Annotated in this window: 25 protein-coding genes; 12 read left to right on the top strand and 13 right to left on the bottom strand. The window is 64.6% G+C overall.

From position 1 onward, the window contains the following. Positions 1-47 precede the first annotated feature (47 nt). From ACVIW0_RS04155 to ACVIW0_RS04145, 3 genes are read left to right on the top strand one after another with little or no spacing between them, the layout of a single operon-like run. Positions 48-1058 (top strand): aldo/keto reductase, encoded by a 1011-nt coding sequence (locus ACVIW0_RS04155; RefSeq protein WP_461351175.1) that lies wholly within the window; start codon positions 48-50, stop codon positions 1056-1058. A 30-nt stretch (positions 1059-1088) separates the two neighbouring features. Further along, positions 1089-1313 (top strand): hypothetical protein, encoded by a 225-nt coding sequence (locus ACVIW0_RS04150; protein ID WP_461351174.1) that lies wholly within the window; start codon positions 1089-1091, stop codon positions 1311-1313. 13 nt (positions 1314-1326) lie between these two features. After that, positions 1327-1527 carry a hypothetical protein gene (locus ACVIW0_RS04145; protein ID WP_461351173.1) on the top strand — a complete coding sequence of 67 codons (201 nt, stop codon included), beginning with the start codon at positions 1327-1329 and terminating at the stop codon, positions 1525-1527. Between the two features lie 101 nt (positions 1528-1628). Here the strand turns inward: ACVIW0_RS04145 and katG are convergent, their stop codons facing one another. Next, entirely contained in the window at positions 1629-3803 is a 2175-nt protein-coding gene (gene katG, locus ACVIW0_RS04140) for a catalase/peroxidase HPI (RefSeq protein ID WP_461351172.1), read from the bottom strand. Positions 3804-3921: 118 nt separating this feature from the next. On the opposite strand from katG, the gene ACVIW0_RS04135 reads away from it, so the two are divergent. Further along, complete coding sequence (locus tag ACVIW0_RS04135; protein ID WP_461351171.1) at positions 3922-4983, top strand: LysR substrate-binding domain-containing protein; 1062 nt, start codon at positions 3922-3924, stop codon at positions 4981-4983. Positions 4984-5006: 23 nt separating this feature from the next. Here the strand turns inward: ACVIW0_RS04135 and ACVIW0_RS04130 are convergent, their stop codons facing one another. The 3 genes from ACVIW0_RS04130 to ACVIW0_RS04120 all read right to left on the bottom strand — a co-directional run bounded on the left by ACVIW0_RS04130 (position 5007) and on the right by ACVIW0_RS04120 (position 9070). Then, entirely contained in the window at positions 5007-6401 is a 1395-nt protein-coding gene (locus tag ACVIW0_RS04130; protein WP_461351170.1) for an IS1182 family transposase, read from the bottom strand. A gap of 343 nt (positions 6402-6744) precedes the next feature. Then, positions 6745-7620: a UTP--glucose-1-phosphate uridylyltransferase GalU gene (galU, locus tag ACVIW0_RS04125; protein ID WP_461351169.1), complete on the bottom strand. Its 876-nt coding sequence runs from the start codon at positions 7618-7620 to the stop codon at positions 6745-6747. Between the two features lie 148 nt (positions 7621-7768). After that, the gene (locus ACVIW0_RS04120; protein WP_461351168.1) at positions 7769-9070 is read right to left on the bottom strand and encodes an NADH:flavin oxidoreductase/NADH oxidase family protein; all 1302 of its coding nucleotides are present in this window, start codon (positions 9068-9070) and stop codon (positions 7769-7771) included. 85 nt (positions 9071-9155) lie between these two features. On the opposite strand from ACVIW0_RS04120, the gene ACVIW0_RS04115 reads away from it, so the two are divergent. The 3 genes from ACVIW0_RS04115 to ACVIW0_RS04105 all read left to right on the top strand — a co-directional run bounded on the left by ACVIW0_RS04115 (position 9156) and on the right by ACVIW0_RS04105 (position 13093). Then, positions 9156-9575, top strand: coding sequence for a MerR family transcriptional regulator (locus tag ACVIW0_RS04115; RefSeq protein ID WP_461351167.1), 420 nt, complete (start codon positions 9156-9158; stop codon positions 9573-9575). A 132-nt stretch (positions 9576-9707) separates the two neighbouring features. Continuing rightward, a complete protein-coding gene (locus ACVIW0_RS04110) occupies positions 9708-11087 on the top strand; it encodes a lytic murein transglycosylase (RefSeq protein ID WP_461351166.1) in 1380 nt (459 codons plus the stop codon). A gap of 260 nt (positions 11088-11347) precedes the next feature. After that, a complete protein-coding gene (locus ACVIW0_RS04105) occupies positions 11348-13093 on the top strand; it encodes an SGNH/GDSL hydrolase family protein (RefSeq protein WP_461351165.1) in 1746 nt (581 codons plus the stop codon). Positions 13094-13221: 128 nt separating this feature from the next. Here the strand turns inward: ACVIW0_RS04105 and ACVIW0_RS04100 are convergent, their stop codons facing one another. Further along, a complete protein-coding gene (locus ACVIW0_RS04100) occupies positions 13222-13611 on the bottom strand; it encodes a CsbD family protein (protein WP_461351164.1) in 390 nt (129 codons plus the stop codon). A gap of 58 nt (positions 13612-13669) precedes the next feature. Next, a complete protein-coding gene (locus ACVIW0_RS04095; protein ID WP_461351163.1) occupies positions 13670-14404 on the bottom strand; it encodes an SDR family NAD(P)-dependent oxidoreductase in 735 nt (244 codons plus the stop codon). A gap of 181 nt (positions 14405-14585) precedes the next feature. On the opposite strand from ACVIW0_RS04095, the gene ACVIW0_RS04090 reads away from it, so the two are divergent. After that, positions 14586-15365, top strand: coding sequence for an SDR family NAD(P)-dependent oxidoreductase (locus tag ACVIW0_RS04090; RefSeq protein WP_461351162.1), 780 nt, complete (start codon positions 14586-14588; stop codon positions 15363-15365). A 103-nt stretch (positions 15366-15468) separates the two neighbouring features. Further along, positions 15469-16356 carry a TauD/TfdA dioxygenase family protein gene (locus ACVIW0_RS04085; protein WP_461351161.1) on the top strand — a complete coding sequence of 296 codons (888 nt, stop codon included), beginning with the start codon at positions 15469-15471 and terminating at the stop codon, positions 16354-16356. 170 nt (positions 16357-16526) lie between these two features. Here ACVIW0_RS04085 and ACVIW0_RS04080 read toward each other — a convergent pair whose 3' ends face one another. Next, positions 16527-17198 (bottom strand): YqgE/AlgH family protein, encoded by a 672-nt coding sequence (locus tag ACVIW0_RS04080; protein ID WP_461351160.1) that lies wholly within the window; start codon positions 17196-17198, stop codon positions 16527-16529. 136 nt (positions 17199-17334) lie between these two features. Between ACVIW0_RS04080 and ACVIW0_RS04075 the strand changes: the two genes are divergently transcribed. The 3 genes from ACVIW0_RS04075 (at position 17335) to ACVIW0_RS04065 (ending at position 20912) form a co-directional block, all read left to right on the top strand. After that, positions 17335-18171: a protein-disulfide reductase DsbD domain-containing protein gene (locus ACVIW0_RS04075; protein WP_461351159.1), complete on the top strand. Its 837-nt coding sequence runs from the start codon at positions 17335-17337 to the stop codon at positions 18169-18171. Positions 18172-18395: 224 nt separating this feature from the next. Beyond that, positions 18396-19787 carry an oligosaccharide flippase family protein gene (locus ACVIW0_RS04070; protein ID WP_461351158.1) on the top strand — a complete coding sequence of 464 codons (1392 nt, stop codon included), beginning with the start codon at positions 18396-18398 and terminating at the stop codon, positions 19785-19787. Between the two features lie 159 nt (positions 19788-19946). After that, positions 19947-20912, top strand: coding sequence for an acyltransferase family protein (locus ACVIW0_RS04065; RefSeq protein ID WP_461351157.1), 966 nt, complete (start codon positions 19947-19949; stop codon positions 20910-20912). 149 nt (positions 20913-21061) lie between these two features. Here ACVIW0_RS04065 and ACVIW0_RS04060 read toward each other — a convergent pair whose 3' ends face one another. From ACVIW0_RS04060 to cysT, 6 genes are all read right to left on the bottom strand, one after another. Then, positions 21062-21850: a 3-hydroxybutyrate dehydrogenase gene (locus tag ACVIW0_RS04060; RefSeq protein WP_461351156.1), complete on the bottom strand. Its 789-nt coding sequence runs from the start codon at positions 21848-21850 to the stop codon at positions 21062-21064. Beyond that, entirely contained in the window at positions 21850-23046 is a 1197-nt protein-coding gene (locus tag ACVIW0_RS04055) for a DUF3734 domain-containing protein (protein ID WP_461351155.1), read from the bottom strand. Before ACVIW0_RS04055 ends, ACVIW0_RS04060 begins: the two co-directional genes overlap by 1 nt. A gap of 95 nt (positions 23047-23141) precedes the next feature. Beyond that, a complete protein-coding gene (locus tag ACVIW0_RS04050) occupies positions 23142-23639 on the bottom strand; it encodes a CAP domain-containing protein (protein ID WP_244066267.1) in 498 nt (165 codons plus the stop codon). Positions 23640-23847: 208 nt separating this feature from the next. Next, positions 23848-24897 (bottom strand): sulfate/molybdate ABC transporter ATP-binding protein, encoded by a 1050-nt coding sequence (locus tag ACVIW0_RS04045; protein WP_461351154.1) that lies wholly within the window; start codon positions 24895-24897, stop codon positions 23848-23850. Beyond that, positions 24887-25849 (bottom strand): sulfate ABC transporter permease subunit CysW, encoded by a 963-nt coding sequence (gene cysW / locus ACVIW0_RS04040; RefSeq protein WP_461351153.1) that lies wholly within the window; start codon positions 25847-25849, stop codon positions 24887-24889. Before cysW ends, ACVIW0_RS04045 begins: the two co-directional genes overlap by 11 nt. A gap of 10 nt (positions 25850-25859) precedes the next feature. Then, entirely contained in the window at positions 25860-26696 is an 837-nt protein-coding gene (cysT, locus tag ACVIW0_RS04035; RefSeq protein ID WP_461351152.1) for a sulfate ABC transporter permease subunit CysT, read from the bottom strand. Positions 26697-26702: the final 6 nt, after the last annotated feature.

Raw genomic sequence — 26702 nt, 5'->3', positions numbered from 1 at the left:
GTCTGGTCCTTCGGACCATCCCGGAATGACGTCCGGAGGAACGATCGATGCAATATCGCCAGCTCGGCCGCAGCGGCCTGAAGGTTTCGCCGATCTGCCTCGGCACCATGATGTTCGGCGGACCGACCGATGAGGCGACTTCGTCGCGGATCGTGGCCAAGGCGCGTGAGTCCGGCATCAACTTCATCGACAGCGCCGACGCCTATAATGGCGGCAAGTCCGAGGAGGTCGTCGGCCGCGCGATCGCCAACAGCCGCTCCAACTGGGTGCTCGCGACCAAGCTCGCCAACCCGATCGGCGATGATCCGAACCATGGCGGGCTGTCGCGGCGCTGGGTGTTGCAGGCCGCCGACGAAAGCCTGAAGCGGCTCGGCACCGACTACATCGACGTCTACTACCTGCACAAGGAGGACCACGCGACGCCGCTCGACGAGACCGTGCGCGCGATCGGCGATTTGATCCGCGCCGGCAAGGTGCGCTATTTCGGCGTCTCCAACTACCGCGCCTGGCGCGTCGCCGAGATCTGCAACATCTGCGACCGGCTCGGCATCGACCGCCCGGTCGCCAGCCAGCCCTATTACAATGCGATGAACCGGATGCCCGAGGTCGAGCATTTCCCGGCCTGCGCCTATTACGGCCTCGGCATCGTGCCCTATAGCCCGCTGGCGCGCGGCGTCTTGACCGGCAAATACGCGCCCGATGCCGCGCCGCCGGCGGACACCCGTGCAGGGCGCAACGACAAGCGCATGATGCAGACCGAGTGGCGGCCGGAATCATTGCAGCTCGCCCAGGAGATCAAGCGCCATGCCGAGAGCCGCGGTATCACCGCCGGGCAGTTCGCGGTATCCTGGGTGCTGAACTCCTCGTTCGTCAGCGCCGTGATCGCGGGCCCGCGTACCGAAGCGCAATGGGACGACTACATCCGCGCGCTCGACTACCGCTTCACTGCCGAGGACGAAGCCCTGATCGATCGCCTTGTCGTCACCGGCCATCCCTCGACGCCGGGCTTCAACGATCCCGCCTATCCGATCGAGGGGCGCCGGGCGCGGACCGGATAGCCGCTGTAGCAGCAACTCCACGATTTGGGGTTGGCGCGCGCAATTTCATCCGCCGTCATTGCGAGCGAAGCGAAGCAATCCATTGTGCCGCAAGCGGAGAAATGGATTGCTTCGTCGCTGACGCTCCTCGCAATGACGGTATCTGGCATTCGCCTCGAACAGGCGCGGCTCTCGGTTTTGCCGAAGTTACGTTTCGTAGCTTCCGAATTGCGCGAGCCGCGCGCCGGCTGCACCATCGACACATGGAAATGCTGATGCTGGTGCTGCCATGACGGCACCTAATGTACTGGACTGGATCGTGGCGCTCCTGGTGTGCTGGGCGAGCCTGACGGCAATCTTCGAGCCATCGCGTGGGGCCTCGCAGTGCGATGCTCCGATCGCGACGAGCAGCGCGCCGCAATCGCCACCGGTCATTCCGACGCGGGCGGAGTTCGAGGCGATGATCCGGGACATGAGGCTGCACGACTGAGCAAGGCTGCGGAAAGCCTTTCGTCTTAAATACGACGTCCCTGAAATGAAACAGGGCGGCGCCGAAGCGCCGCCCTGTCCCTGATTGCCGTTGCCGGCCGCTTACTTCACGAGGTCGAAGCGATCGGCGTTCATCACCTTGGCCCAGGCCGCGACGAAGTCCTTCACGAACTGTTCCTTCGAGTCGGACTGGCCGTAGACCTCGGCGAATGCCCGCAACTGCGAGTGCGAACCGAAGATCAGATCGACGCGGGTACCAGTCCACTTCACCGCCTTGGTCTTGCGGTCGCGGCCTTCATAGACGCCCTGGCCGACATGGCTCCACTCAGTGGACATATCGAGCAGGTTGAGGAAGAAGTCGTTGGTCAGCGTCCCGGGCTTGCCGGTGAAGACGCCGTGCTTGGACTTCCCGGCATTGGCGCCGAGCACGCGCAGGCCACCGACGAGGACGGTCATTTCCGGCCCCGTCAGCTTCAGCAGCTGCGCACGATCCACCAACGCTTCTTCCGGCATCATGAACTGATGCTTGCCGCTGACATAGTTGCGGAAACCATCAGCCCGCGGCTCCAACGGAGCGAAGGATTGGACGTCGGTCTGATCCTGCGACGCGTCCATGCGGCCGGGCGTGAACGGAACCTTCACGCTGATGCCGCCGTCCTTGGCCGCCTTCTCGATCGCGGCCGCACCGCCGAGCACGATCAGGTCGGCCAGCGAGACCTTCTTGCCGCCGGTGCTGAACTCCTTCTGGATGGCTTCGAGCTTGCCCAGCACCGTCTTGAGCTGCGCCGGCTCGTTGACCTCCCAGTCCTTCTGAGGAGCAAGACGGATGCGCGCACCGTTGGCGCCGCCGCGCTTGTCGGAGCCGCGGAACGTGGAGGCCGAGGCCCAGGCGGTCGACACCAGTTCGGACACCGACAGACCCGAGGCGAGGATCTTCGCCTTGAGCGCCTCGATATCCTTGTCGCCGATCACTTCATGATCGAGCGCCGGGATCGGGTCTTGCCAGATCAGCGTCTCCTTGGGCACCAGCGGGCCGAGGTAGCGCACGATCGGACCCATGTCGCGGTGGGTGAGCTTGAACCAGGCGCGGGCGAAGGCGTCCGCGAACTGATCGGGATGCTCCAGGAAGCGGCGCGAGATCTTCTCATAGGCGGGATCGAAGCGCAGCGAGAGGTCCGTGGTCAGCATCGTCGGCTTGCGCTTTTTCGACGGATCGAACGGATCCGGGATGATCGCGTCAGCTCCCTTGGCTTCCCACTGCTGGGCGCCACCCGGGCTCTTCGTCAGCTCCCATTCATACTTGAACAGGTTCTCGAAGAAGTAGTTGCTCCACTTGGTCGGCGTCTGGGTCCAGACCACCTCGAGGCCGGAGGTGATCGCATCAGCGCCCACGCCGCTGGCATGGCTGCTCTTCCAGCCGAGGCCTTGGTCCTCGAGCGCGCCAGCTTCCGGCTCCGGACCGACCAGCGACGGATCGCCCGCGCCATGGGTCTTGCCGAAGGTGTGACCGCCGGCGATCAGCGCGACGGTCTCCTCATCGTTCATCGCCATGCGGAAGAACGTCTCGCGAATATCCTTCGCGGCCGCGACCGGATCCGGCTTGCCGTTCGGACCTTCCGGATTGACGTAGATCAGGCCCATCTGAACCGCGCCAAGCGGCTCGGAGAGCTGACGCTCGCCGCTGTAGCGCTCGTCGCCGAGCCAGGTGCCTTCCGGGCCCCAATACAGCTCTTCCGGCTCCCATACGTCGGCGCGGCCGCCGGCGAAACCGAAGGTCTTGAAGCCCATCGATTCCAGCGCGACGTTGCCGGCAAGGATCATCAGGTCGGCCCAGGAGATCTTCTTGCCGTACTTCTGCTTGATCGGCCAGAGCAGCCGGCGCGCCTTATCGAGGCTGGCATTGTCGGGCCAGCTGTTGAGCGGCGCAAAACGCTGTTGACCGGCACCGGCGCCGCCGCGGCCGTCGGTGATGCGGTAGGTACCCGCCGAGTGCCAGGCCATGCGGATCATCAGGCCACCGTAGTGACCGTAGTCGGCCGGCCACCATTCCTGCGACTCGGTCATCAAGGCCGTCAGGTCCTTGATGACCGAGTTGAGATCGAGGGTCTTGAATTCCTTGGCGTAGTCGAAGGCCTTTCCCATCGGATCGGACAGATCCGAATTCCGATGCAGCACCTGAATGTCGAGTCCTTGCGGCCACCAGTCACGATTCGTGCGTGCGCGGGGGCTTGCGCCGAACGGGCATTTGCCCGCGCCTTCGTCGGTTTTTGCGTCCATGTTTCTTCTCCGAGGTGATGGATTCTGGAATGTGCTGGAGCTCTTCCAAGACGGATTCTACGCGCCCCAATCCATCAGGTGAAATTGACTTTAATGATCACGACGATAAGATAATCTGATGATAAATGTCACACTCCGGCAACTCAGGTATTTCGATGCGCTGGCGCAGCACGGCCATTTCGGCCGCGCCGCGGACGCCTGCGCGGTGTCGCAGCCGGCGCTGTCGATGCAGATCCGCGAGATGGAACAGGCGGTCGGCGGCGTGCTGATCGAGCGCAGCGCGCGGCAGGTGACGCTGACGGCGTTCGGCGAGGAGCTGCTGCGCCGCGTTCGCGACATCCTGCGCTCGGTCGACGAGCTCGGCGATTTCGCCCGCGCCTCGCGCGACAAGCTCGCCGGACGCCTGCGGGTCGGCATGATCCCGACGATCGCGCCCTATCTGCTGCCGAAGGTGATCGAGACGCTGGCGCGGCTGCATCCCGAGCTCGACATCCATGTCCGCGAGACACTGACGCCGAAGCTGATCAAGGAGGTCGCCGAAGGCCGGCTCGACACCGCGATCGTGGCGCTGCCGGTATCGGAGCCGTCGCTGACCGAGGTCGCGCTGTTCTCGGAGAATTTCCTGCTGGTGCGGCCGGGCGAGGATGCCAAGACGCCGGTGCCGAGCGCCGAGATGCTGCGCGAGATGCGGTTGCTGCTGCTCGAGGAGGGCCATTGCTTCCGCGACCAGGCGCTGTCGTTCTGCAACATGCAGTCCTCGCCGCCGCGCGAGGTGCTGGACGCGAGCTCGCTGTCGACGCTGGTGCAGATGGTCGGCGCCGGCATCGGCGTCACCCTGATCCCGGAGATGGCGGTGACGGTGGAGACGCGCTCGGCGCCGGTCACGGTCTCGCGCTTCAAGCACCCGCAGCCCTCGCGCACCATCGGCATGGTCTGGCGCAAGAGCTCCCCGCTCGCCGCACAGCTCCAGCAGATCGCCGAAGTCGTCTCACTCGCCGCCCGCGAGCTGCGCGCGCCGAAGGGGGATCAAGTGAAGGACGCGAAACGCCGCGGGACGACGGAAGGTTGGGTGATCTTGGCTTGGTTGAGGATGCCGTTCGTTTTTGACGCACCGTCGCGCCACGCTTGCAGCTGTCGTCCCGGCGCAGCAGGCCGTGTAGGAAGTCGGCGTGTTGCTTGAAGTTGAGGGACGAGGTGTCGGCCTCAAGCTGGATGGGGCCGGAGCGCTTGGAGCAGAGCGGGTACGCCCTTGATGGCGATCATTCTTTTGATGTTGTAGCCGGTGATGCTGAGTGCCAGTTCGGCTTTGGCCTTCCGCAATCCGCGGAGAAGGAAGCGCGGGATACCCATCAGCCATTTGACGGTCCCGAACGGATGTTCGGCGACCTGCCGGCGGAGCTTCATCCAGCTCGGATCGGCCATGGCACGCTGGTGCATGGCCTCGCGGTCGTCGTCATGGAAGCCGCGCACGATGATCCGCCGCGCCGCTTTGGTGCATTGCGACTTCAGCGGGCAGGACGGGCAGGCTTGCGTCCGATATTCCTTCTTCTGTTTGGTGCGGGAGGTCTTGAAGAGGTGGAGGATCTCGCCGGCCGGGCAGTTCCAGCTGTCGTTCTCCCGGTCGTAGCTGAATTGATCGCGGCTGAAGTATTGCTTGCCCTTCGGATTGACCCGTTCGGCGTGGGGCACGATCGCGGTGATGCCGTCCTGCTCACATTGCTTGCCGTGGGCGCCGTTGGCGTAGCCGGTATCGGCAACGACGCTGACCTGATCGGCGCCGACGGCCGCCTTGCCCTGCCGGGCCATCGGATGCAGCTGCTGCAGATCGTTGCCCTCGTTGGTCAGATCGAACGCGACGATCAGGGCGTGCTGGGCATCGACCGCGATTTGCGCATTGTAGGCCACCTGATGGCCGCGCGGCGTGCGCATCAGCTTGGCCTCAGGCTCGCCCAACACCTTCTGCTTGAGGCCTTCTTGAACCAGCTGCTTGGCCTGCTGCTGCAACGCCGCCCGCTGAGCCTTCAACGCAGCAAGGGCTGCCGCCACGTCGGCCTTGGTTGGCTCAAGCGGCGTCTCCTCGGCATCGGCCTCATCCATGGCCGTCAGGTACTCGGCGATCTTGCGCTCGATCGCCGCGTCCCGTTCCGCAAGCTTCTTCTTGGTGATCACCTGCTTGCGGCTGGCAGCCGCAGCAATCTTGCTTCCATCGATCGCCAGGACTTCGCCTCCAAACACCGATTGCCCGCGGCAGAACTTTATAAAGGCCCGGCAGACCCCGACTATGGCTTCCGGATGATCCTTGCGGAAGTCCGCGATGGTCTTGAACACCGGTGTCAGCCGATTGATCAGCCAAAACACCTCAACATTGCGCTGCGCCTCACGCTCAAGCCGCCGGCTCGAACGCATCTGGTTCAGGTACCCGTAGATATAAAGCTTCAACAGATCGCGCGGATCGTAAGGCGGCCGTCCTGTCGCCTCCGCCTCAACGTGCGAGAAACCCAGTTCGGCAAGATCCAGGCTGTCCACAAAGCCGTCAATCACCCGCACCGCGCTGTCCGCCGCGATCACATCGTCCAACGTCTCGGGATAGAGCGTCACCTAACGCGACTGGCCAACAACGTCTGCCATCATGCCCCCGAATCAGTCTCACCCTCCAAAATCCAGCATCACAGCATGGTTTTTACACGGCCTGGCAGGCCGGGACCCATACGCCGCGGCGGACGTTGTGAACGGGACTCGCCGTTCCAGCGTCGCTCACCAATAACTATTCGTGGTTATGGGTCCCGGCCTGCGCCGGGACGAATTTGCGGCGCAGTTCGTAGGGCGGATTAGCCGAAGGCGTAATCCGCCGCGCGCTGCGGCGGCAGATAACGGCGGATTACGCTGCGCTAATCCGCCCTACGAGGCTGCCGTTCCGGCGCGCATGACACGGCCGACGCCCCTACCTCTCCAGATACTTCTTCATCTCCGCGATCAGGCCGTCGCGCAGCTCGGGGCGCTTGAGGCCGAAGGCGATGTTGGCGCGGAGGAAGCCGGGCTTGGAGCCGCAATCGTGGCGCTCGCCCTCGAACTCGACGCCGTAGAACTTCTGTGTCTTGGCGAGACCGATCATCGCGTCGGTGAGCTGGATCTCGCCGCCGGCGCCGCGCGGCTGGGTGGCGAGGATGTCGAAGATCTCCGGCTGCAGGATGTAGCGGCCGGTGATCGACAGATTCGACGGCGCGGTGCCCTGCGGCGGCTTCTCGACCATGCGGTCGACCTCGAAGATGTTGCCGGTGCGTTTCCCCACGCTGCAGATGCCGTATTGATGGGTGAGCTCGTCGGGCACCGCCTCGACCGCGATCAGGTTCGACTTGCCGCCAAGCTTGTGGCCGGCGTCGATCATCTGCTTCAGACAGCCCGGCGTGTTCAGCACCAGCTCGTCGGGCAGCACCACCGCGAACGGCTCGTTGCCGACGATGTCGCGCGCGCACCACACCGCGTGGCCGAGCCCGAGCGGCGATTGCTGCCGGGTGAAGCTCATCGCGCCGGCTTCGGGCTGGTTCTGCGCCAGGATTTCCTGTTCGGTCTTCTTGCCGCGCTGCGCCAGCGTGGTGTCGAGCTCGAACATGCGGTCGAAATGATCCTCGATGACGCCCTTGTTGCGGCCGGTGACGAACACGAAGTGCTCGATGCCGGCTTCCCTCGCCTCATCGACCACATACTGGATCAGGGGCTTGTCGACGATCGTCAACATCTCCTTCGGCATCGCCTTGGTGGCGGGCAGCACACGGGTACCGAGACCGGCGACGGGAAATACGGCTTTGCGGATCTTCATGGGACTATCGGAAGCCTTGCAACGGGTGGGAACGCGCGAGATTTAATCTCTTCTTGGTAACCGTTTTGCAGCCGAGAACAAAGGCGGATGTGTGATGCGCACCAACCCGCCTTCTTCCACCCAGGCGTCGTCGACCCGAGCGTTCAGACTACCGCGGCATCCCGACGGCCCGCGAATTCGCGCGCGACGGCGCCGACGCGCCGCCGGATGCGGCGGTCGCGCCAGCAGATGACGCGATCCAGCGGCGATACTTGCGGGTCAGCACCGCCGTCCGCAGCTGGGCGAGAACTAACGCCTTCAGCGGCGAAACGTTCGTATTGGCGGTGCGCCTCCTGCTCAACTGCCGGAGCTGGAATTTCACGACGGCCATCGCGGCAAGCGACGCCATCGGCTTGCTCTTCCAACGGATCGGCGCGACTTCTGGCCGCAGATCCTCAGCCCTGCGCCAGGCATTCGGCAAATCCGGCCTGATGGCCAGCGCGGTGGCGATGCCGGCGATGGCGACGCCACTGTCGAGCACCTGTTGCACGACGCCGATGCGGCGAATGCCCCCGGTGACCATGACCGGCATCCGTGCGACCGCGGCGATGTCGCGCGCGAAGTCCAGGAAATAGGCCTCGCGCGCCAGAGTGCGACCGTCGCGTGCCTCGCCCTGCATCGCCGGCGCCTCGTAGCTGCCGCCCGACAATTCGACCAGATCGACGGGCAATTCATTCAGCTTCTCGACGACGGTCTTCGCATCAGCCGCATCGAAGCCGCCGCGCTGGAAATCGGCCGAATTCAGTTTGATCGCGATCGAGAAACCCGGCGACACCGCCGCACGCACCGCCTTGACGGTTTCGATCAACAGACGCGCCCGGTTTTGCAGCGAGCCGCCCCAACGGTCAGTGCGCCGGTTGGTCAGGGGCGACAGGAACTGGCTGAGCAGATAGCCATGTGCCGCGTGGATCTGGACGCCGGAGAAGCCCGTCCGCTCGGCGAGCCGCGCCGCGCTGGCGAAGCGCGCAATCACCTCGTCGATGTCCTGCTCGGTCATCGCCTTGGGCATCCCGAACAGATTCGAATGCTTGCCAAGATCGAGCGGCACAGCGGATGGCGCCAGGGTCTGCTGACCGAGATTCTTCATCATCTGGCGGCCCGGATGATTGAGCTGCATCCAGATTTGCGCGCCTCTGGCCCGGCCAATCCGCGCCCAGTTTCGAAACGCTTCAAGCTCGGTACCGTCCTCCAGCACGACGCCACCCGGACCGGTCATGGCACGGCGATCGATCATGACGTTGCCGGTGATGATGAGACCGGCGCCGCCGTCGGCCCAAGCCTGATAGAGGCGCAGCAGCTCGGCCGAGGGGAGATGGTCAGCGTCGGCCATGTTCTCCTCCATCGCCGCCTTGGCGATGCGGTTGGGAATGCTGGTTCCGTTGGGCAGAGTGAGGCAATCGAACGGCGACATGAGCCAGGTTCCTTATCGAGTTCCTAGTTGATCTGCGCGCACCCTAACCTTAAAGTAAACTTGAAGGTCAAGCAGGAGCGCCGCCGTGAAGATCGGGGAACTGGCTCGGGAATCCGGTCTGTCGCCGTCGCGCATCCGCTTCTATGAGCGAGAGGGGCTGATCGGGTCGATCGACCGCGGCTTGAACGGCTATCGGCAGTATTCGCGCGGAACCAGGCAGGTTCTGGAGATCATCGTGATGGCCCAACAGGCGGGATTTTCGCTCGACGAGATCCGGAACCTGCTGCCGCCGCACGGCAAGGGAGATTGGAGCAAGGACAGGCTGGTGGCCGCGCTGAAGACCAAGGTGATCGAGGTCGCTGCCCTGCAGCGCCGATTGTCCGAAACCCGGGCCGGCCTTGAGGCCGTGATCGCCCGGATCGAGGCTACGCCGCCGGGCGGCGATTGTTTCGAGAACGCCGAAGCTGTTCTGGCCGGTCTCAGGGCGCAGTCGAAAGCGGAGTGACGACGGGGACAATTTGTCCCGGCGAAAACCGTCGCGTGATTTCGCCACGCCCTAAATGCTGCCCTTTGTTAAGCTATTGGAAACCGTGACGGGTCCTTCTGGAACAGCACGTTTTTGACAGGCATACGACAAATGCGCTCGATGGGAACATCAAGAACCAGGCTTTGCAGCGCGAGCCTGATCGCGCTGGCCCTGCTGCTGGCCGGCGGGGCCCAGGCGCAATCGGCCGGTAACGGCCTGACCAACCTGATCGACAGTATCTTTTCCGGGCCGAACGCGACCCCGCCGCAGGCTGCGACCGGACAGGATGGCGCCGCACCACCCTGGAGCGGCGAAGACGGCGCCTCCGGCCATCCGCTGATGACATCCGCCGCGATCCGCCAGGCCGCGTCCGACTTCCCGAACTGCGTCGCAGCGATGTGGCCGGATGCCGCGCGGCGCAACATCACCCAGGATAATTTCCAGCGCTTCACCGTAGGGCTGCAACCCGACCTGCGCATCATGGACCTGCTGGACTCGCAGCCGGAATTCACCAAGGCGATCTGGGACTATCTCGACATTCTGGTCAGCGACGCGCGGCTGGCGAAGGGCCGCGAGATCCTCGCGAAGTACAAGCCGCAGTTCGACGCAACCGAGAAGGCCTATGGCGTCGATCGCACTATCATCGCGGCGATCTGGGGTATCGAGTCGAACTACTCGACGCAGATGGGCGATCGCAGCGTGCTGCAGTCGACCGCGACGCTCGCCTGCATCGGCCGCCGCCAGGCCTATTTCAAGGACGAGTTCCTGTCGGCGCTGGAGATCCTCAACCGCGGCGATCTCAAGCCCGAACAGCTGCGCGGCTCCTGGGCCGGCGCGTTCGGCCCGACCCAGTTCATGCCGACCGCCTTCAAGCGCTACGCGGTCGACGGCGACGGCGATGGCCGCCGCGACGTGGTCGACAATCCGAGCGACCTGATCGCGTCCACCGCCAACAATCTGAAGAAGGATGGCTGGCAGACCGGCGCGAGCTGGGGCTACGAGGTCGTGCTGCCGCGAGGCCTGAACTACATGCTGGCCGACCGCGCCAAGGTGATGCCGCTGTCGCAATGGGAACAGCTCGGCGTCAAGCGGCCCAACAACCAGCCGTTCCCGCGGCCGTCCGACAAGGCCTATCTGCTGGCGCCGGCGGGCGCCGAGGGGCCGGGCTTCCTGATGCTGCAGAACTTCCGCGTCATCATGAAATACAACCCGGCCGAGGCCTATGCGCTCGCGATCGGCCATTTCGCCGATCGGCTGCGCGGCGGCCAGCCCTTCGTGCAGCCCTGGCCGCGCCAGGAACGGGTGCTGTCGCGCGCCGAGCGGCTGGAACTGCAGCAGCTGCTGGCCCAGCGCGGCTTCTACAAGGGCACGCCCGACGGCCAGTTCGGCGGCCAGACCCGCGAGGCGCTGCGCGGCTTCCAGGTCTCGATCGGCGCACCCGCCGACGGCTTTGCCACGTCAGAGGTGCTGGACCGGCTCAGGGGACGGTAAGGCGAGGCAGTTAAGCAATGTGAACGTCATTCCGGGGCTCGCGAAGCGAGAACCCGGAATCTCGAGATTCCGGGTTCGATGCTACGCATCGCCCCGGAATGACGTTCAGGCCCCCTCGTCCCAAAAGTAACGTGAAATCCGATAGTTGCCGCCCGCCTTGATGGCGGCTGGAGGCACCCGATTTATGGTGGAAAAGCTGCCCGCTTGCGGCCCGATTCCGCTAATATGCTCACGTACTTCCAGATCATTGCGACGCCCCGATGCGAGAGCCGAAGTCCTTCCTGCGCCTATTCACCGAAGCCGGCCCGCTGGTCGCGCTAACGGTGGCGCTTGCGCTGTTGATCGGCATTGCCGAGCCCGCCTCGGCGCAGTTCTTCGGTTTCCCCGGCTTCGGTGACGCCCCCCAGCGCCGCGCGCCGCCGCCACGAAGTGGCGGTGGCGGTGGAGGCGGCTGGTTCGGCGGCGATTTCTTCGCGCCGTTCCAGCAGCAGCACCCGCAGTCGCAGCCCCAGCAGCAGCGGCCACGCGAGGATTTCTCGCGCGCACCGGCGCCGGCCAAGCGCGAGGCCGCCGCCGAGCGCAATGTGCTCGTGATCGGCGACGCAATGGCCGATTGGCTCGCCTATGGCCTCGAGGATGCCTATTCCGACCAACCCGACATGGGCGTGATCCGCAAGGCAAAGACGGTGTCCGGCCTGATCCGCTATCAGCCGAAGGGCGACCCGGCGGATTGGGCGGCGGCCGCCAAGGGCATTCTCGCCACCGAGAACCCGGACGCCATCGTCGTGATGCTCGGCCTCAATGATCGTGCGGCGATCCGCGAACCGGTGGTGGAGAAGAAGGCCGACAAGAAAGACGAGAAGAAGGACGCGCGCGGCAAGCCGGACGCAAAGCCGGGCGACAAGCCCGATGCCGCCGCCAAGACCGATGCGAAGAACGATGCCAAGACCGAAGCCAAGACCGAAGCCAAGCCGGTCGATCCCGAGCTGCCGCCCGACGACGCCGACAATGATGCGCAGGCCGCGCCGGAAAAGACCGCGCGCTCGCCCGGTGGCGTCTATGATTTCCGCGAGGACCGCTGGGTCGAGCTTTACGGCAAGAAGATCGAGGAGCTGATCAACGTGCTGAAGAGCAAGGGCGTGCCGGTGCTGTGGGTCGGCCTGCCTGCGATCCGCGGCCAGAAGGGCACGTCGGACATGCTGTTCCTCGACGCGCTCTATCGCGACGGCGCCGGCAAGGCCGGCATCACCTATGTCGACGTCTGGGACGGCTTTGTCGACGAGGCCGGCCGCTTCATGCCGAAGGGCCCGGACTTCGAGGGCCAGCCGCGCAAGCTGCGCACCGATGACGGCGTGTTCTTCACCAAGGCCGGTGCGCGCAAGCTCGCGCATTATGTCGAGCGCGAAGTAACCCGCCTGCTTGCGGTGCGCTCCGGCCCGATCGCGCTGCCGAGCGAGCCGGCAACGCCCGATACCAGCGCCGAGCCCGGCAAGCCGGCGCCGCGGCCGCTGGCAGGCCCGGTGCTGCCGCTGGTCGCCTCGACCGTCGGCACCGATCAATTGCTCGGCGGACCGGGCTCGCGGCCCGCCGCCGTCGATGCGCTCGCCGCGCGGACGCTGGTGAAGGGCGAGGCGTTGGCGCCGCCGGCCGGCCGCGCCGATGATTTCGCCTGGCCGCGCCGCGAGATCGGCCGCGAGCAGGCCAAGGGCGACGTGCCGGTTGCCGCGGTGACGCCAACCGCGCCAGCGGGTGGGCCGGCAAATCCGCCGCCCTCGACCACGGCGATCGCGCCCGACGGCTCGATCATCACCGCGCCGAAGCCGGCCAGGCGCGTGTTCCGCCCGGCCCAGACGCAGCAACAGCCGCAACAGCCGCAGGCGCAGCCCTGGCTGCGCGATTTCTTCGGGTTCGGCGCACCGCAGCAGCGCCCGCTGGTCGCCCCGCCACCGCGGCCACCGCGTGGCGTCGGACAGCGCGCCGCGGGGCCGTGGAATCCCTGGCAGTAGACGGCGCGTAACGCGCGTTCAGATCATGATAGATCGTTAGGCGAAGCCGTAACCCGCCGGTATAGAGTGCGCGGTGAGACGGCGGGTTACGCTATCGCTAACTCGCCCTACGGATCTATCGCGAGGCTTCAACCGTAATAGCGCCAGCGTGACGGCGGCGGGCGTCGAGGCTGGCGCGTCATCAGCAGCGCGAGCGCAAAACCGATGCCGCCGGCGATCAAGAGCGATCCCAGCGGATTGTCCTGCACCGTCTGCGCCACCGCCTTCTGTCCGCTGCGAACGGCCTCGCCGGGATGCTCATAGGCATCCTTGAAGGTATCCTTGGCGTAGTTGACCGCGCTGTCGGCGGCGTCGCGTGCGGCGTCCTTGGCCTGGCCGTAGAGGTCCTGCACTGCGCCGGCCGCCTCGCGCGCTTTGCCCGAAGCCTGCGTCTGCTTATCGCCGGCCGCGTCGCCGACTGCGCCTTCGGCCTTGCCCGCGAACTCCTTCGCCGTTCCGAAAATCCGATCCTTGTCCATCGTGACGCTCCCTGAATTGTCAGGAGCTAACCGGGCAAGCGCGCGCCGGTTCCTATGGTTACAGGATCAGCCCGCCGTCGACGACGATGGTCTGGCCGACGATGTAGGCGGCGAGCGGCGAGGCCAGAAACAAGGCGGCGCCGGCCATGTCGGCGGGCGTGCCGAGCCGCTTCAGCGGAATGCGCTCGAGCGCGCCTTCGAGGCGTTTGGGATTCGCCGTCGTCGCCTTGGTCATCTTGGTGTCGACGAGGCCGGGCGCGATGCCGTTGACGCGGACGCCGTTCTCGGCCCAGGCCTCGCCGAGCGTGCGCGTCAGCCCGACGGCGCCGGTCTTCGAGGCGTTGTAGGCCGGATTGCCCATGGTGGAGTGATACGCCGCGGTCGAGCTCACGATGATCAGCGAGCCCTTGCTTGCGCTCAGCATCGGGTGGAATTTGGTGGCGCAGGCCATCAGGCTCATCAGATTGACCTCGAGCACCTTGCGGAAGCCTTCCATCTCGAATTCCCCGCGGCGGTAAATCACCGCGCCCTGCGCCAGCACCAGCACATCGAGCCGATCGAACGATGGCGTGAGGCTTGCGACCGCCTGCGGATCAGAGACATCGAGCTGCGCATAGGCAAGGCCATCGAGATGCGAGCCTTCCTCCGCGGAATAATCGCTCGCCTTGGCGCGGGTGCCGTACACACTGACGCGCGCGCCCTTGGCGCGGAACGCCTGTGCGATGCCGTTGCCGATGCCGCTGGAGCCGCCGACCACCAGTATCTGCTTGCCGCCGAAATCGAGCTCGTTCATCGCGCGTTCCTCTCCGTTGTTGTCTTGATTGAGCATGATCCTTTGCGAAAAGCCAACCGGGAAACTTGCGTTAACGCGCTGCGCGCACGCCGACAAGAGATCGCCGGTTTGACGTCTCTCCAGATCGGTGCCAGCGTTGCCGGTCTCACAGCACGCAAGAAAATCAAACGGGAGGTCCGTGATGTCCGAATACAAGCAGCTCAGCCGTTCGGTGAAGGGCCTCACCGTTCTCGTCACCGGTGCCGCCAGCGGCATGGGCCGCGCCACCGCGCGCGTGTTCGCCGATGAAGGCGCCAATGTCGCGGTCACCGACCTCACCGAAGAGGGCACGCAGGCGGTGGCGAAGGAGATTTCGGCAAGCGGCGGCGCGGCGAAAGCCTGGACGCTCGACGTCAGCGATCGCGATGCGATCACCAAGGTCGTCAACGATGTCGCCGCGCATTTTGGCGGGCTCGACATCATCGTCAACAATGCCGGCATCTCGGTGCGGGTGCCGATCGACGATCCCGGATACGAGGACGCCTGGGCCAAGGGCATCGCTGTCATGCTGACGGCGCATCCGCGCATCATCCGCGCCGCACTGCCCTACCTGCGCAAGTCGCGCTCGCCGCGCATCGTCAACATCGCCTCGACCGAGGCTCTCGGTGCAACAGGCCTGCACAGCCCCTACTCCGCGGCCAAGGGCGGCGTCACCAGCCTGACCCGCTCGCTCGCGGTGGAACTGGGACGCGAAGGCATCACGGTGAACTGCATCTGCCCGGGTCCGATCCGCACCGCCATCACCGACCGCATCTCCGAGGAGCATAAGACGATCTACGCCAAGCGCCGCACCGCGCTGGCGCGTTACGGCGATCCGGAGGAGGTCGCGCATATGACGTTGAGCCTGTGCCTGCCCGCAGCATCGTTCCTGACCGGCGCAGTGATTCCGGTCGACGGTGGGTTGATGGCGCGGAATGCCTGACCCGCGTCTCTCCCCGAAGCGTTGACAGCGCGCGCCTCGGGAGTAGCCTTCTGCTCAAACGAAGCGGGACAACCGCCCGCACGAGCACGGGGAGATATGCGCCATGACGGTCCTGATCCGGCAGCTTCACAAGCATTTCGTCGGCGAGGTCTCCGGCGTCGATCTGCGCAAGCCGCTGACGAAGCAGGAAGCCCGCGACATCGAGGCCGGCATGGACAAATACGCCGTGCTCGTCTTCCACGGCCAGGACATCACGGACGAGCAGCAGATGGCGTTCGCGCTGAATTTCGGCGAGCGCGAGACCTCGCGCGGCGGCACCGTGACCAAGAAGGAGGACTACCGCCTCTCCTCCGGGCTCAACGATGTCGGAAATCTCGGCAAGGACGGCAAGCCGCTGCCGAAGGATCACCGCACCCATCTCTTCAACCTCGGCAACTGCCTGTGGCATTCCGACAGCTCGTTCCGGCCGATCCCGGCGAAATTCTCGCTGCTGTCGGCGCGGGTGGTGAACCCGAAGGGCGGCAACACCGAATTCGCCGACATGCGCGCGGCCTATGATGCGCTCGACGACGAGACCAAGGCCGAGATCGAGGACATGATCTGCGAGCACTCGCTGATGTATTCGCGTGGCTCGCTCGGCTTCCTGGACTACACCGACGAAGAGAAAGAGATGTTCAAGCCGGTCCTGCAGCGCCTGGTGCGCACCCATCCGGTGCACGGCCGCAAGTCGCTGTATCTATCGTCGCATGCCGGCGCGATCCGCGGCATGAGCATGCCGGAGGCGCGGCTGTTGCTGCGCGACCTCACCGAGCACGCCACGCAGCCGGAGTTCGTCTACGTCCACGAATGGACGGTGCATGACCTCGTGATGTGGGACAACCGCCAGACCGTGCACCGCGTCCGCCGCTACGACCAGTCGCAACCCCGCGACATGCGACGCGCCACGGTGGCGGGCACCCAGCCGACGGTGGCGCAGGAAGCGGCGGAGTAAGCTGCAAATTACATGCGTCGTCCCGGCGAAAGCCGGGACCCATTACCCAGCAGCTCATGATTGGACGATGCTGTGGCCCCAGCACGGCGCCACAACGACGCCCTGTGGTTATGGGTCCCGGCCGGGACGACACCGTGGATGTGTTGAGACCGTCGCTACTTCAGCGGAGCCTACGCGTGCCCGGCGTCGTTCGACAGCATGCCGGCCTCGATGCCGATCTTGCGCAAGGCGCGGGCGTATTTCTCGTCGACATCGGTGCCGAAGATCAGCTCCGGATCGGCGTCGCAATGCAGCCAGCCATTGTGCTGGATCTCGTTCTCGAGCTGGCCCGGCGCCCAGCCGGCATAACCGAGAGCGAGGATGGCGTGCTTGGGGCCGGCGCCCCTGGCGATCGCCTTCAGGATATCGACGGTCGCGGTGAGCGAGATGCCATCGTCGATGTTGAGCGTCGCATCCTGGATGTAGAAGTCGCTGGAATGCAGCACGAAGCCGCGGCCGGTGTCGACCGGGCCGCCCTTCATGACCTTCATCATCTCGGCATTCTCGGGCAGCGTGATCTGGTCCGACTTCTGGATGATGTCGAGCTGCACCAGAAGGCCGGGGAAATCGATGCTGCCGGCCGGGCGGTTGACGATGATGCCCATCGCGCCCTCGGATGAATGGGCGCACATGTAGATCACCGAGCGCTCGAACCGCGGGTCGTTCATCACAGGCATGGCGATCAGCATCTGGCCATCGAGATAGCCATCGTCGCCGGCATCGGGACGGACGCCCGGGTTTGGGCCCGCGGCGGTCTTGCGAGGCCTGCCTGTTGTCTTGCCTGTTTTGCCTTCAGGGCGCATCCGCAGAGGCCTTTCCTGCTGATTTGGCATCCTGATATTGGGTGGCGGTTCTGTCAATCAACCATCGATCGCAGTGCGGCGATGCATCACAAGCAATTCAATGGTTTGCACCGAAAGTTGCAGGTAAAGACGTCTCATGATCGTCACAGTTCCCCTGCGGGCCGCATTTGGCGTTGTCGCCTTATTTTCCGTCGCCTTTGCCGCAACGGGGGTTCGCGCCGACGACGCCTCCCCGTGGCAGCAGGACACCCATTCCGCGGTGCGGCTGCTTGCGGGATCGCGCAGCGGCGCGGTGCTGCTCGGCGGCATAGCCTTCCAGTTGCAGGACGGCTGGAAAACCTATTGGCGGACGCCCGGCGATTCCGGCGTGCCGCCGCGGTTCGATTTCTCCAAGTCCGACAATGTCGATGCGGTGACGGTGATGTGGCCGGCCCCGCGCCAGTTCGACGACGGCGCCGGCGGCACCTCGCTCGGCTACAAGCATCAGGTGGTGCTGCCGCTGCGCATCGTCGCGAAGAACCCGGACAAGCCGCTGGTGCTGCGCGCCGACATCAGCTACGCGGTATGCGAGAAGCTGTGCGTGCCGGTGGAAGCGAAGGCGGAGTTGGCGTTCGCCAGCGTCGCATCGACCGAGGACGCGGCGCTGTCGGAAGCGCTCAACGCGGTGCCGAAGCCCGCCAATATCGGCGACCCTGCCCCGTTCACGATCCGCAACGTCAAGCGCGACGGCAACAACGTGCTGGTCGATGTCACCGCGTCCGAGGCAAAGGACCTCAGCCTGTTCGTCGAGGGACCGACGCCCGACTGGGCGCTGCCGGTGCCCAAGCTCGTCGAGCACGCGCCGCCGGGCGTGAAGCGCTTCTCCTTCGAGCTCGACGGTCTGCCGCCCGGCGCCACGGCAGACGGCGCCGCGCTCAAGCTGACGCTGGTCGGCGGCGATAAGAGCTACGAATTCAATATCAATTTGAACTGACGCCCGTCTCTCCGATCGTCGTCCTGGCGAAGACCAGGACCCATACTCCGCAGCGGCTGTTTGAGGCAGGCTGGGGCCACAGCGTGCTCCCAAACGGACATTTGCGGTTATCGGTCCTGGCTTTCGCCAGGACGACGGGAACACCCTCACCCAACCCAATCTTAACGTTTCGTTGATAGATCGGAGCCCATTGCCGCCTTGCGGCGCTTTGGGAATTTTCCGCCTTGGCCGTGATGGAGACACAATCCGCAACCTCTGCGTCATCAGGCCCGGTCGCACGCTTGCGCGGCCTCATCGCGCGACTGCTCGGCGGCACCAAGGAGGCGTCGGTCACCAAGCGCCTGGCCGGCATGATCTTCGTCATCCGCGTCGTCAGCGCCGCCATCGCCTATCTCGCGCAGATCCTGCTGGCGCGCTGGATGAGCGGCTCGGACTACGGCATCTATGTCTATGTCTGGACCTGGGTGCTGCTGCTCGGCAGCACGATGGATTTCGGCATCGCGCCGTCCGCGCAGAAGATCATCCCGGAATATCGCGCGCGCGGCGACCTCGCCGCATTGCGCGGCTTCCTTTCCGGCGGACGCTGGGTGGTGCTTGCCGCCTCCAGCACGGTCGCGCTACTGCTCGCCGGCGTGATCCATGTCGCCTCGCCCTGGATCGATCCCAACGCAATCGTGCCGCTCTATATCGGCTGCCTGACCTTGCCGCCTTTCGTGGTCGCCAACACCCAGGACGGCATCTCGCGCGCGCATGACTGGATGCAGCTCGGCCTGATGCCGCAGTTCATCGTGCGGCAGGGACTGATCATCGCGCTGACCGCCGGCGCGCTGGTGCTCGGCCTCAATCTCGGCGCCACCGCCGCGATGATCGCAAGCGCCGCCGCGGTCTACATCGCGGCGATCGGCCAGATGATCGTACTGAACCGCCGGCTCGCCGCCCATCACGGGATGGGTGCGAAGACCTACGATGTCAGGGGCTGGTTTGCGATCTCGCTGCCGATCATGCTGGTCGAGAGCTTCTATCTGTTGCTCGGCTACACCGACGTGTTGATGCTGCAGCAGTTCCGCTCGTCCGAGGAAGTCGGCATCTATTTCGCCGTGGTGAAGACGCTGGCGCTGGTGTCGTTCGTGCACTACGCGATGTCGGCGACGACCGCGCACCGCTTCGCCGAGTATAACGCGCTCGGCGACAAGGACCGGCTGTCGGCCTATGTCGCGCACGCCATCAGCTGGACGTTCTGGCCGTCGTTGCTCGCCACCATCGCCCTGCTCGTATTCGGCAAGCCGCTGCTGTGGCTGTTCGGTCCGAAATTCGTCGACGGCTACGGCATCATGTTCGTCGCCGCGATCGGCCTTGTGGTGCGCTCGGCGATCGGCCCGGTGGAGCGGCTATTGAACATGCTCGGCCATCAGAGCATCTGCGCAACCGCCTATGCGGTCTCGTTCTTCATGAATGTCGGGCTCTGCATGGCGCTGGTGCCGCGCTACGGCGGCATGGGCGCGGCCGCCTCGACCTCGCTGTCGCTGATTTTCGAGACCATCCTCTTGTTCTACGTGGTACGCTCGCGCCTCGGGCTGCACGTACTGGCATTCGGGAAACGGCGCTCGGCGCCGTAGCATTCGGCCGGACGCGCGCAGCGAATCCGCGATGTTGTCGACCATGTCCACCGCGCCTCGGCATCAGCGGCGATAACCCTGGCGATGCTGCCATCAGCAGCATTGTCCGAGCGCGACCGCGCTGCTAGGTTGCCGTCTTGTGATATTATGAACGGGTAAATGGACCAAAAGCTGGAAGGATTGCAGGTCGGCAGGGCGCTCGCTGCGCTCAGCGTGGCTTACTTCCATTCCTGGCACGTGACCTTGCCGTTTCCACCGGATACCGCTCATCCGATTCCCCTGCTCCGCGACTACGGCGAACTCGGGGTCCATTTGTTCTTCACGATAAGCGGCTTCGTCATCTGCATCGTCGTGACATCGCCGCGTTTTGCGATCGCAAACTTTGTCACGCAGCGGTTTTTCAGAATTTGGCCACTGTGGATCGCGACATCGATCGTCTATTTGTACCTGACCAGATACCTCGGCAGGGATCCAAATCAGACGATAGGCGCGTTCGTCTATTCGCTGACGTTGCTGCCGACCGAAGGCAATCCGTTCTATGACGTAGGTTGGAGCCTACAGCATGAGATCGCCTTCTATCTCGTGGCCGCCCTCATCGCGCCGAGGCTGGGCGCCTATGCGCTTGTCGCGCTCTTGAGCCTGTGTGCACTGGCAGACCACGCGCTGTCCTTGCCCTGGTACCTACATCAGTATTTCAGCTTCTACCCGTATTTCGTCGCGGGAATTATCGCATTTCTTCTGCACCGGCGCGCAGGGCAACTCGGCGTCATTGCTCCGCTCGTCGCCGGCATCGTGTTGCTATGGCTTCTCCCGCGCGCTTTCTATCCAATACCGATGTTCTGCCTGCTGATCGGATTGGCGAACTTCAAGCCAAGGACCGTCTTCGGTGAAGTTCTGGTTGCGCTCGGAAATGCGTCTTACTCGATCTACCTGATTCATGCGCTGGTGTTCTATGACGTGTATATCCACCTCCAACCGCCGCTTCCGCCTTTGTGGGTCCAGGAGCCGCTAAGGTTTGGAGCTCTGATCGTTATCTGCCTTTTGTCGCTGGCGTCCTGGCGATATTTCGAGACGCCAATGATCTCGGTCGGTCGCAAGTGGTTGCGCGCTTCGGCGCAATCGTAAAAACGTCCTGATAGAGTCATCCACGCCGCCGTCGAGCGGCTTTTCCTGTCGGAGATTCCAGGCCGCCCGGCTTGTCGCCTCAAGCAAATGCCGGCCCTGATTCCATCAGGGCCGGCTTGTTCTTAGGCAGACAAATCCCGCCGGAAAAATTACTCCGCGGTCCAGCCGCCGTCGATCGAGAGATTGGCGCCGGTGATCTGCGCGGCATCGTCGCTGCACAGGAACAGCGCGAGCGCTGCGACCTGCTCCGAGGTCACGAACTCCTTGGTCGGCTGTGCCGCGAGCAGCACGTCCTTGATGACCTGCTCCTTGGTCATGTTGCGCGCCTTCATGGTCTCCGGAATCTGGTGCTCGACCAGCGGCGTCCAGACATAGCCCGGCGAAATGCAGTTGCAGGTGATCTTGAACTGCGCGAGCTCGAGGGCTGCGGTCTTGGTGAGGCCGGCGATGCCGTGCTTGGCCGAGACATAGGCCGACTTGAACGGCGAGGCGACCAGCGAGTGCGCCGAAGCCGTGTTGATGATGCGGCCCCAGCCACGCTTCTTCATGCCGGGCACCGCGGCGCGGATGCCGTAGAATGCCGACGACAGATTGATCGCGATGATCGCTTCCCATTTCTCCGGCGGGAATTCCTCGATCGGCGACACGAACTGGATGCCGGCATTGTTGACCAGGATGTCGACCGAGCCGAAGGTCTTCTCGCCGAGCGCGATCATGTCGGCGATCTCAGCCGGCTTGGTCATGTCGGCCGGCGAATAGGCCGCCTTGACCTTGAAGTCGGTCTCGATGCCGGAGCGTTCCTTCTCGATGTCGGCCGGCACGCCCATGCCGTTGAGAACGATGTTGGCGCCGGCGCCGGCAAAGGCGCGCGCGTAAGCCAATCCGATGCCGCTGGTCGAGCCAGTCACAACCGCGGTCTTGCCTGTCAACGTACCCATTATCGGTCGCTCCTATTTGCTTGCGGGGGGCTCGATTCAGGGGGCTTGGGTTCGTCCCCCGTGAGGTCGTAAGTCACCATGGTTTCCCCGGACTGTGGCCGTTCTAGCCATTCTTTGTGACGCATCGACAAATGCACGTCGCGGACGCCCGCGCCCCAGTGCTCGACCATCGCAACATGGGAGAAGTCGTAGTCCTTCGACGAACTCTCGTAGTTCTTGCTCTTGTAGATCAGGTGAACCACCGTGACGGTGTTCTCCTTGGAGGCCTTGCGCAGCAATTCGACCGATGGATCGTTCTTCAGGTAATCCGGCAGCTTGCTGATCAGGTCGCGCACCGCCATGCGGGCGTTGTGGATCTGCCTGTTCTTGTCGGTGTTCATCCGCGTCCGGCTGGAATAGCGGATGTCCTTCTCGCGCTCGGCGGCCTCCAGCAACGTCTCCGGCAGCGGCCCGCGGGCGCTGAACAAATCGACCTGGAAGATCAGCAGATCGCGGCTGGTCTCCTCATCGAGCACGAAGTCGAGCGGGGTGTTGGAAGCGATGCCTCCGTCCCAGTAATGCTCGCCATCGATCACCACGGCGGGAAAGCCCGGCGGCAACGCGCCCGAGGCCATGATGTGCTCGGGGCCGATCTTCTTGCCGCGTTTCTTGAACTCATAATTGTCGAAATAGCAGAAATTGCCGGAGGTGACGCCGACCGCACCGACCGACAAGCGCGTCTTCAGATCGTTGATGCGGTCGAAGTCAACGAGCCGCTCAAGCGTCTTCTTCAACGGCGTGGTGTCGTAGTAGCTCAGCGATTGCGAACTGCCGGGGGGCCACAGCGGCGCCGGCGGAATCCGCGGCGTGAAGAAGCCGGGCACGCCGAAGGTCGCGATGATGGCGGCAGAGGTCTCGTTGAACAGCGAACGGGCGCGCTCATGCTTCGAGACCGGATTCCACGGCACCGGCGCCGACACCATCTCCCAGAATTCCTTGAGCTTCGGCACCCGCTTGTCCGGCTCGTTGCCGGCGATGATCGCGGCGTTGATGGCACCGATCGAGATCCCGGCGATCCATTCCGGCTCGAAGCCGGCGTGACAGAGCGCCTGGAAGGCGCCGGCCTGATAGGAGCCGAGCGCACCGCCGCCCTGAAGAACCAGCACACGCTGCGCTTGCGCGGGCGTCGAGGCCGGCGCGGAATCCGAAGTATCCATTCGTAACCGTTCGGTCAGAAATGACGTCAGCCGCACCGTGGCGGCTGTTCGTCGCGGCGTCAATCAGAGGTTAGATCACGCGGAATTTATCGAAATCAGGTTGCCGCCAAAATGAGCGTCCAGAACACCTTGTATTTGGTGTTGGGAGCATAGACGGCCGCGATGCCCATTTTTGTGACACCGCTTTTGAGCATATTGGCCTTGTGCGGCGGTGAATCGCGCCAGCCCGAAAACGCTTCCGCCAGCGTGTGATAGCCGGCCGAGATGTTCTCGACCGCGACGGTTGCGGGGTAGCCGCCCGCCTCCAGCCGCTTGCCGAGCGGGGCCTTGACGTCATGGTCCATCTTGTTGCGGGCCGCCATCGCCTGCGATTGCTGCTCGGCGAGCTTGGTCAGGTCCGGATCCACCACGACGGTGCCAAGGCCGTTGTTCTGGCGGTATTGCGAAAACATGATCGCGGCCGCCTGGCTGTCCAGCACGGCGCCGGGCTGCGCCATGTTGAGATACATGGCCGGTTCTTCCGGGATTTTGGTGTCCGTGCCGCAGCCGGCAAGCACCAGAAGCCCGAACAGGGCGACCGTCGTCCGTTTCACTATTGAAGACCCCCAAGGTTGGCCCGCCGTTGTTGCATACCAACCGTGGCTGAATGGTGAACAGGGGCCAACTTCTGGCCAGCAATGGCCATCGATTTCCCCGGGACCTGTAGCCCGGATGGAGCGAAGCGCAATCCGGGAACGGCCGATCCGCGGAACGAAGTTCCTGGATTTCGCTGCGCTGCATCCGGGCTATGGGTGTCTGGCCCTACCCCTGCGCCGCAAAAATCCGGTAGCGGCGGGGTTGCAGCGAGACGATTTCGCCGGCCTGGAGCTCGCGGTCGCGGGGAGCGTCGATCTCGATCACCGTCTTGCCCTCGCTGCCCGACAGCGTCACCTCGGCGCGCTGGATCGGGCCGAATGACCGGACATGGCGGATGGCGCCCTCCAGGGCGCCGGTTCCGGCCGGGCCGACCGCCATGTCGTGGCGGCGGACGAACAGCTTGGCCGCGCCGGGGGCGGCGCCCAGCGCCGGAATGTTCAGCGGACGGCCGTCGAGCCGTACCGCATCACCGGCCACATCGACCGGCAGTACGATGGATTCCCCGATGAAGCCATGCACGAAGGCGGTCGCCGGATTGTCGTAGACATCGCCAGGCGACCCGATCTGCTCGATCTTGCCCTTGTCCATCACAACGACGCGGTTGGCGACTTCGAGCGCCTCCTCCTGGTCGTGGGTGACGAAAATCGAGGTGACGTGGATCTCATTGTGCAGCGAGCGCAGCCATTGCCGCAGCTCCTTGCGCACCTTGGCATCGAGCGCGCCGAACGGCTCGTCGAGCAGCAGGATGCGCGGCTCGATCGCGAGCGCGCGCGCCAGCGCGATGCGCTGACGCTGGCCGCCGGACAATTGGCTGGGATAACGGTTGGCGAGCCAGTCGAGCTGCACCAGGTCGAGCAAATTCTTGACGCGGGCGCGGATCGTCGCCTCGTCCTTGCGGATCGCGCGCGGCTGCACGCGCAGGCCGAACGCGACGTTCTCGAACACCGTCATGTGGCGGAATAGCGCGTAGTGCTGGAACACGAAGCCGACCTGGCGCTCGCTGGCGCCGCGCGACAGCGCGTTCTCGCCGTCGATGGCGACCTCGCCGGAGTCGGGCCAGTCGAGACCTGCGATGATCCGCAGCAGCGTGGTCTTGCCGGAGCCGGACGGACCGAGCAGCGCCAACAGCTCGCCATCGGCGACCTTGAGATCGACATTGTCGAGCGCGGCGAAGTTGCCGAACCGCTTTACGATATTCTTGACTTCAATCGCCATCGGGCACCTCTGCCTCATCGAGCCGCCGCTCGAGAATGGTTTTCGCCACCAGCGTGATCAGCGCCAGCATCGCGAGCAGCGACGCGATCGCGAACGACGCGACGAACTGATATTCGTTGTAGAGAATCTCGACCAAGAGCGGCATCGTGTTGGTCTCGCCGCGGATGTGGCCTGACACCACCGACACTGCGCCGAATTCGCCCATCGCGCGCGCATTGCAGAGCAGGACGCCGTAGAGCAGGCCCCATTTGATGTTGGGCAGCGTGACGCGGAAGAAGGTCTGCAAGCCGGAAGCGCCGAGCGAGATCGCGGCTTCCTCTTCCTGGGTGCCCTGCTCCTGCATCAGCGGGATCAGGGCGCGCGCCACGAACGGGAAGGTGACGAAGATCGTCGCCAGCGCGATGCCGGGCACCGCGAACAGGATGTGGACGTTGTGGGCCTGCAACCACGGCCCGAAATAACCCTGCGCGCCGAATAGCAGCACATAGACCAGGCCCGAGATCACGGGCGAGACCGAGAACGGCAGGTCGATCAGCGTGATCAGGAAGGTCTTGCCGGTGAACTCGAATTTCGAGATCGCCCAGGCCGCGATCACGCCGAACACGAGATTGAGCGTGACCGAGATCGCTGCAACCAGCAGCGTCAGCCTGATCGCGGCAAGCGCCTCGGGCTCCGCCAGCGCCGCGAAATAGGCGACAATGCCTTTCGAGAAGGCTGAGGCGAACACGACGACCAGCGGCAGCACGACGAAGATGCTGAGGAAGCTGATCGCGAGCGCAATGATGATCAAGCGGATCGGGCCCGGCTCGGTGCGCGGATTGCGCCGCGCCGCGACCGGTTCGGTGCGCGCGATCTCCAGCCGCGGCGCCGGCGCCGCGACGCTGACATCGGTCGCGGGCGCGTAGGTCCGCAGCTGCGGCGTCGAGGTCACCAATCCGGTTTGCATCGACATCCTTGCGCCCTCAATGCACGGGAATGCGGGCCTGCGCCCAGCGCTGCAGCCGGTTGATCAGGAAGATGATCAGGAACGAGGCCACCAGCATCACGATCGCGATCGCGGTGGCATCGGCGTAGCGGAATTCGGACAGCCGGATCACGATCAACAGCGGCGCGATCTCGGAGACGTTCGGCAGATTGCCGGCGATGAAGATCACCGAGCCGTATTCACCGATGGCGCGGGCGAAGGCCAGCGCGAATCCGGTAAGCAGCGCCGGGATCAGGCTTGGCAGGATCACGCGGAACACCGTGTGCCAGCGGTTGGCCCCGAGGCTCGCCGCCGCCTCCTCGATCTCGGGATCGAGATCGATCAGCACCGGCTGCACCGTGCGCACCACGAAGGGAATGCCGATGAAGATCATCGCAATGAAGATGCCGATCGGCGTGAACGCGACCTTGATGCCGAGCTCGGCGAGCGGTGCGCCCAGCCAGCCCTTTTGCGCAAACAGCTGTGTCAGCGCGACGCCGGCGACGGCCGTCGGCAACGCAAACGGAATATCGACAATGGCATCGAATAGCCGCCGGCCGGGAAAGCGATAGCGCACCAGCGCCCAGACGATGATGGTGCCCATCACCAGATTGACGCAGGCGGCCGCAAACGAAAGCCCAAACGAAATCTTCAGGGCGTTCAGGGTGCGGCGGCTGGTGATGATGGCCCAAAACTGATCGAGGCTGAGCTCGAACGTCTTGAGGAACAGCGCGCCCAGCGGAATCAGGATGATGACGGAGAGCCAAGTCAGGGTGAGCCCCATGGTGAGACCGAACCCCGGTAGGGTACTGCGCCGTGCAACCGCTGTGCTCACATATCC

Source organism: Bradyrhizobium sp. USDA 4454, from assembly GCF_054822705.1.
This window is presented reverse-complemented; position numbering and strand designations above follow the sequence as displayed.

What these genes read in the sequence shown, in the direction of transcription:
- ACVIW0_RS04155 (WP_461351175.1), top strand. Translation starts at nt 48, where the DNA reads ATGCAATATCGCCAGCTCGGCCGCAGCGGCCTGAAGGTTTCGCCGATC.
- ACVIW0_RS04145 (WP_461351173.1), top strand. Translation starts at nt 1,327, where the DNA reads ATGACGGCACCTAATGTACTGGACTGGATCGTGGCGCTCCTGGTGTGC.
- katG (WP_461351172.1), bottom strand. Translation starts at nt 3,803, where the DNA reads ATGGACGCAAAAACCGACGAAGGCGCGGGCAAATGCCCGTTCGGCGCA.
- ACVIW0_RS04135 (WP_461351171.1), top strand. Translation starts at nt 3,922, where the DNA reads ATGATAAATGTCACACTCCGGCAACTCAGGTATTTCGATGCGCTGGCG.
- galU (WP_461351169.1), bottom strand. Translation starts at nt 7,620, where the DNA reads ATGAAGATCCGCAAAGCCGTATTTCCCGTCGCCGGTCTCGGTACCCGT.
- ACVIW0_RS04120 (WP_461351168.1), bottom strand. Translation starts at nt 9,070, where the DNA reads ATGTCGCCGTTCGATTGCCTCACTCTGCCCAACGGAACCAGCATTCCC.
- ACVIW0_RS04110 (WP_461351166.1), top strand. Translation starts at nt 9,708, where the DNA reads ATGCGCTCGATGGGAACATCAAGAACCAGGCTTTGCAGCGCGAGCCTG.
- ACVIW0_RS04105 (WP_461351165.1), top strand. Translation starts at nt 11,348, where the DNA reads ATGCGAGAGCCGAAGTCCTTCCTGCGCCTATTCACCGAAGCCGGCCCG.
- ACVIW0_RS04100 (WP_461351164.1), bottom strand. Translation starts at nt 13,611, where the DNA reads ATGGACAAGGATCGGATTTTCGGAACGGCGAAGGAGTTCGCGGGCAAG.
- ACVIW0_RS04095 (WP_461351163.1), bottom strand. Translation starts at nt 14,404, where the DNA reads ATGAACGAGCTCGATTTCGGCGGCAAGCAGATACTGGTGGTCGGCGGC.
- ACVIW0_RS04090 (WP_461351162.1), top strand. Translation starts at nt 14,586, where the DNA reads ATGTCCGAATACAAGCAGCTCAGCCGTTCGGTGAAGGGCCTCACCGTT.
- ACVIW0_RS04085 (WP_461351161.1), top strand. Translation starts at nt 15,469, where the DNA reads ATGACGGTCCTGATCCGGCAGCTTCACAAGCATTTCGTCGGCGAGGTC.
- ACVIW0_RS04080 (WP_461351160.1), bottom strand. Translation starts at nt 17,198, where the DNA reads ATGCGCCCTGAAGGCAAAACAGGCAAGACAACAGGCAGGCCTCGCAAG.
- ACVIW0_RS04075 (WP_461351159.1), top strand. Translation starts at nt 17,335, where the DNA reads ATGATCGTCACAGTTCCCCTGCGGGCCGCATTTGGCGTTGTCGCCTTA.
- ACVIW0_RS04065 (WP_461351157.1), top strand. Translation starts at nt 19,947, where the DNA reads ATGGACCAAAAGCTGGAAGGATTGCAGGTCGGCAGGGCGCTCGCTGCG.
- ACVIW0_RS04060 (WP_461351156.1), bottom strand. Translation starts at nt 21,850, where the DNA reads ATGGGTACGTTGACAGGCAAGACCGCGGTTGTGACTGGCTCGACCAGC.
- ACVIW0_RS04055 (WP_461351155.1), bottom strand. Translation starts at nt 23,046, where the DNA reads ATGGATACTTCGGATTCCGCGCCGGCCTCGACGCCCGCGCAAGCGCAG.
- ACVIW0_RS04045 (WP_461351154.1), bottom strand. Translation starts at nt 24,897, where the DNA reads ATGGCGATTGAAGTCAAGAATATCGTAAAGCGGTTCGGCAACTTCGCC.
- cysW (WP_461351153.1), bottom strand. Translation starts at nt 25,849, where the DNA reads ATGTCGATGCAAACCGGATTGGTGACCTCGACGCCGCAGCTGCGGACC.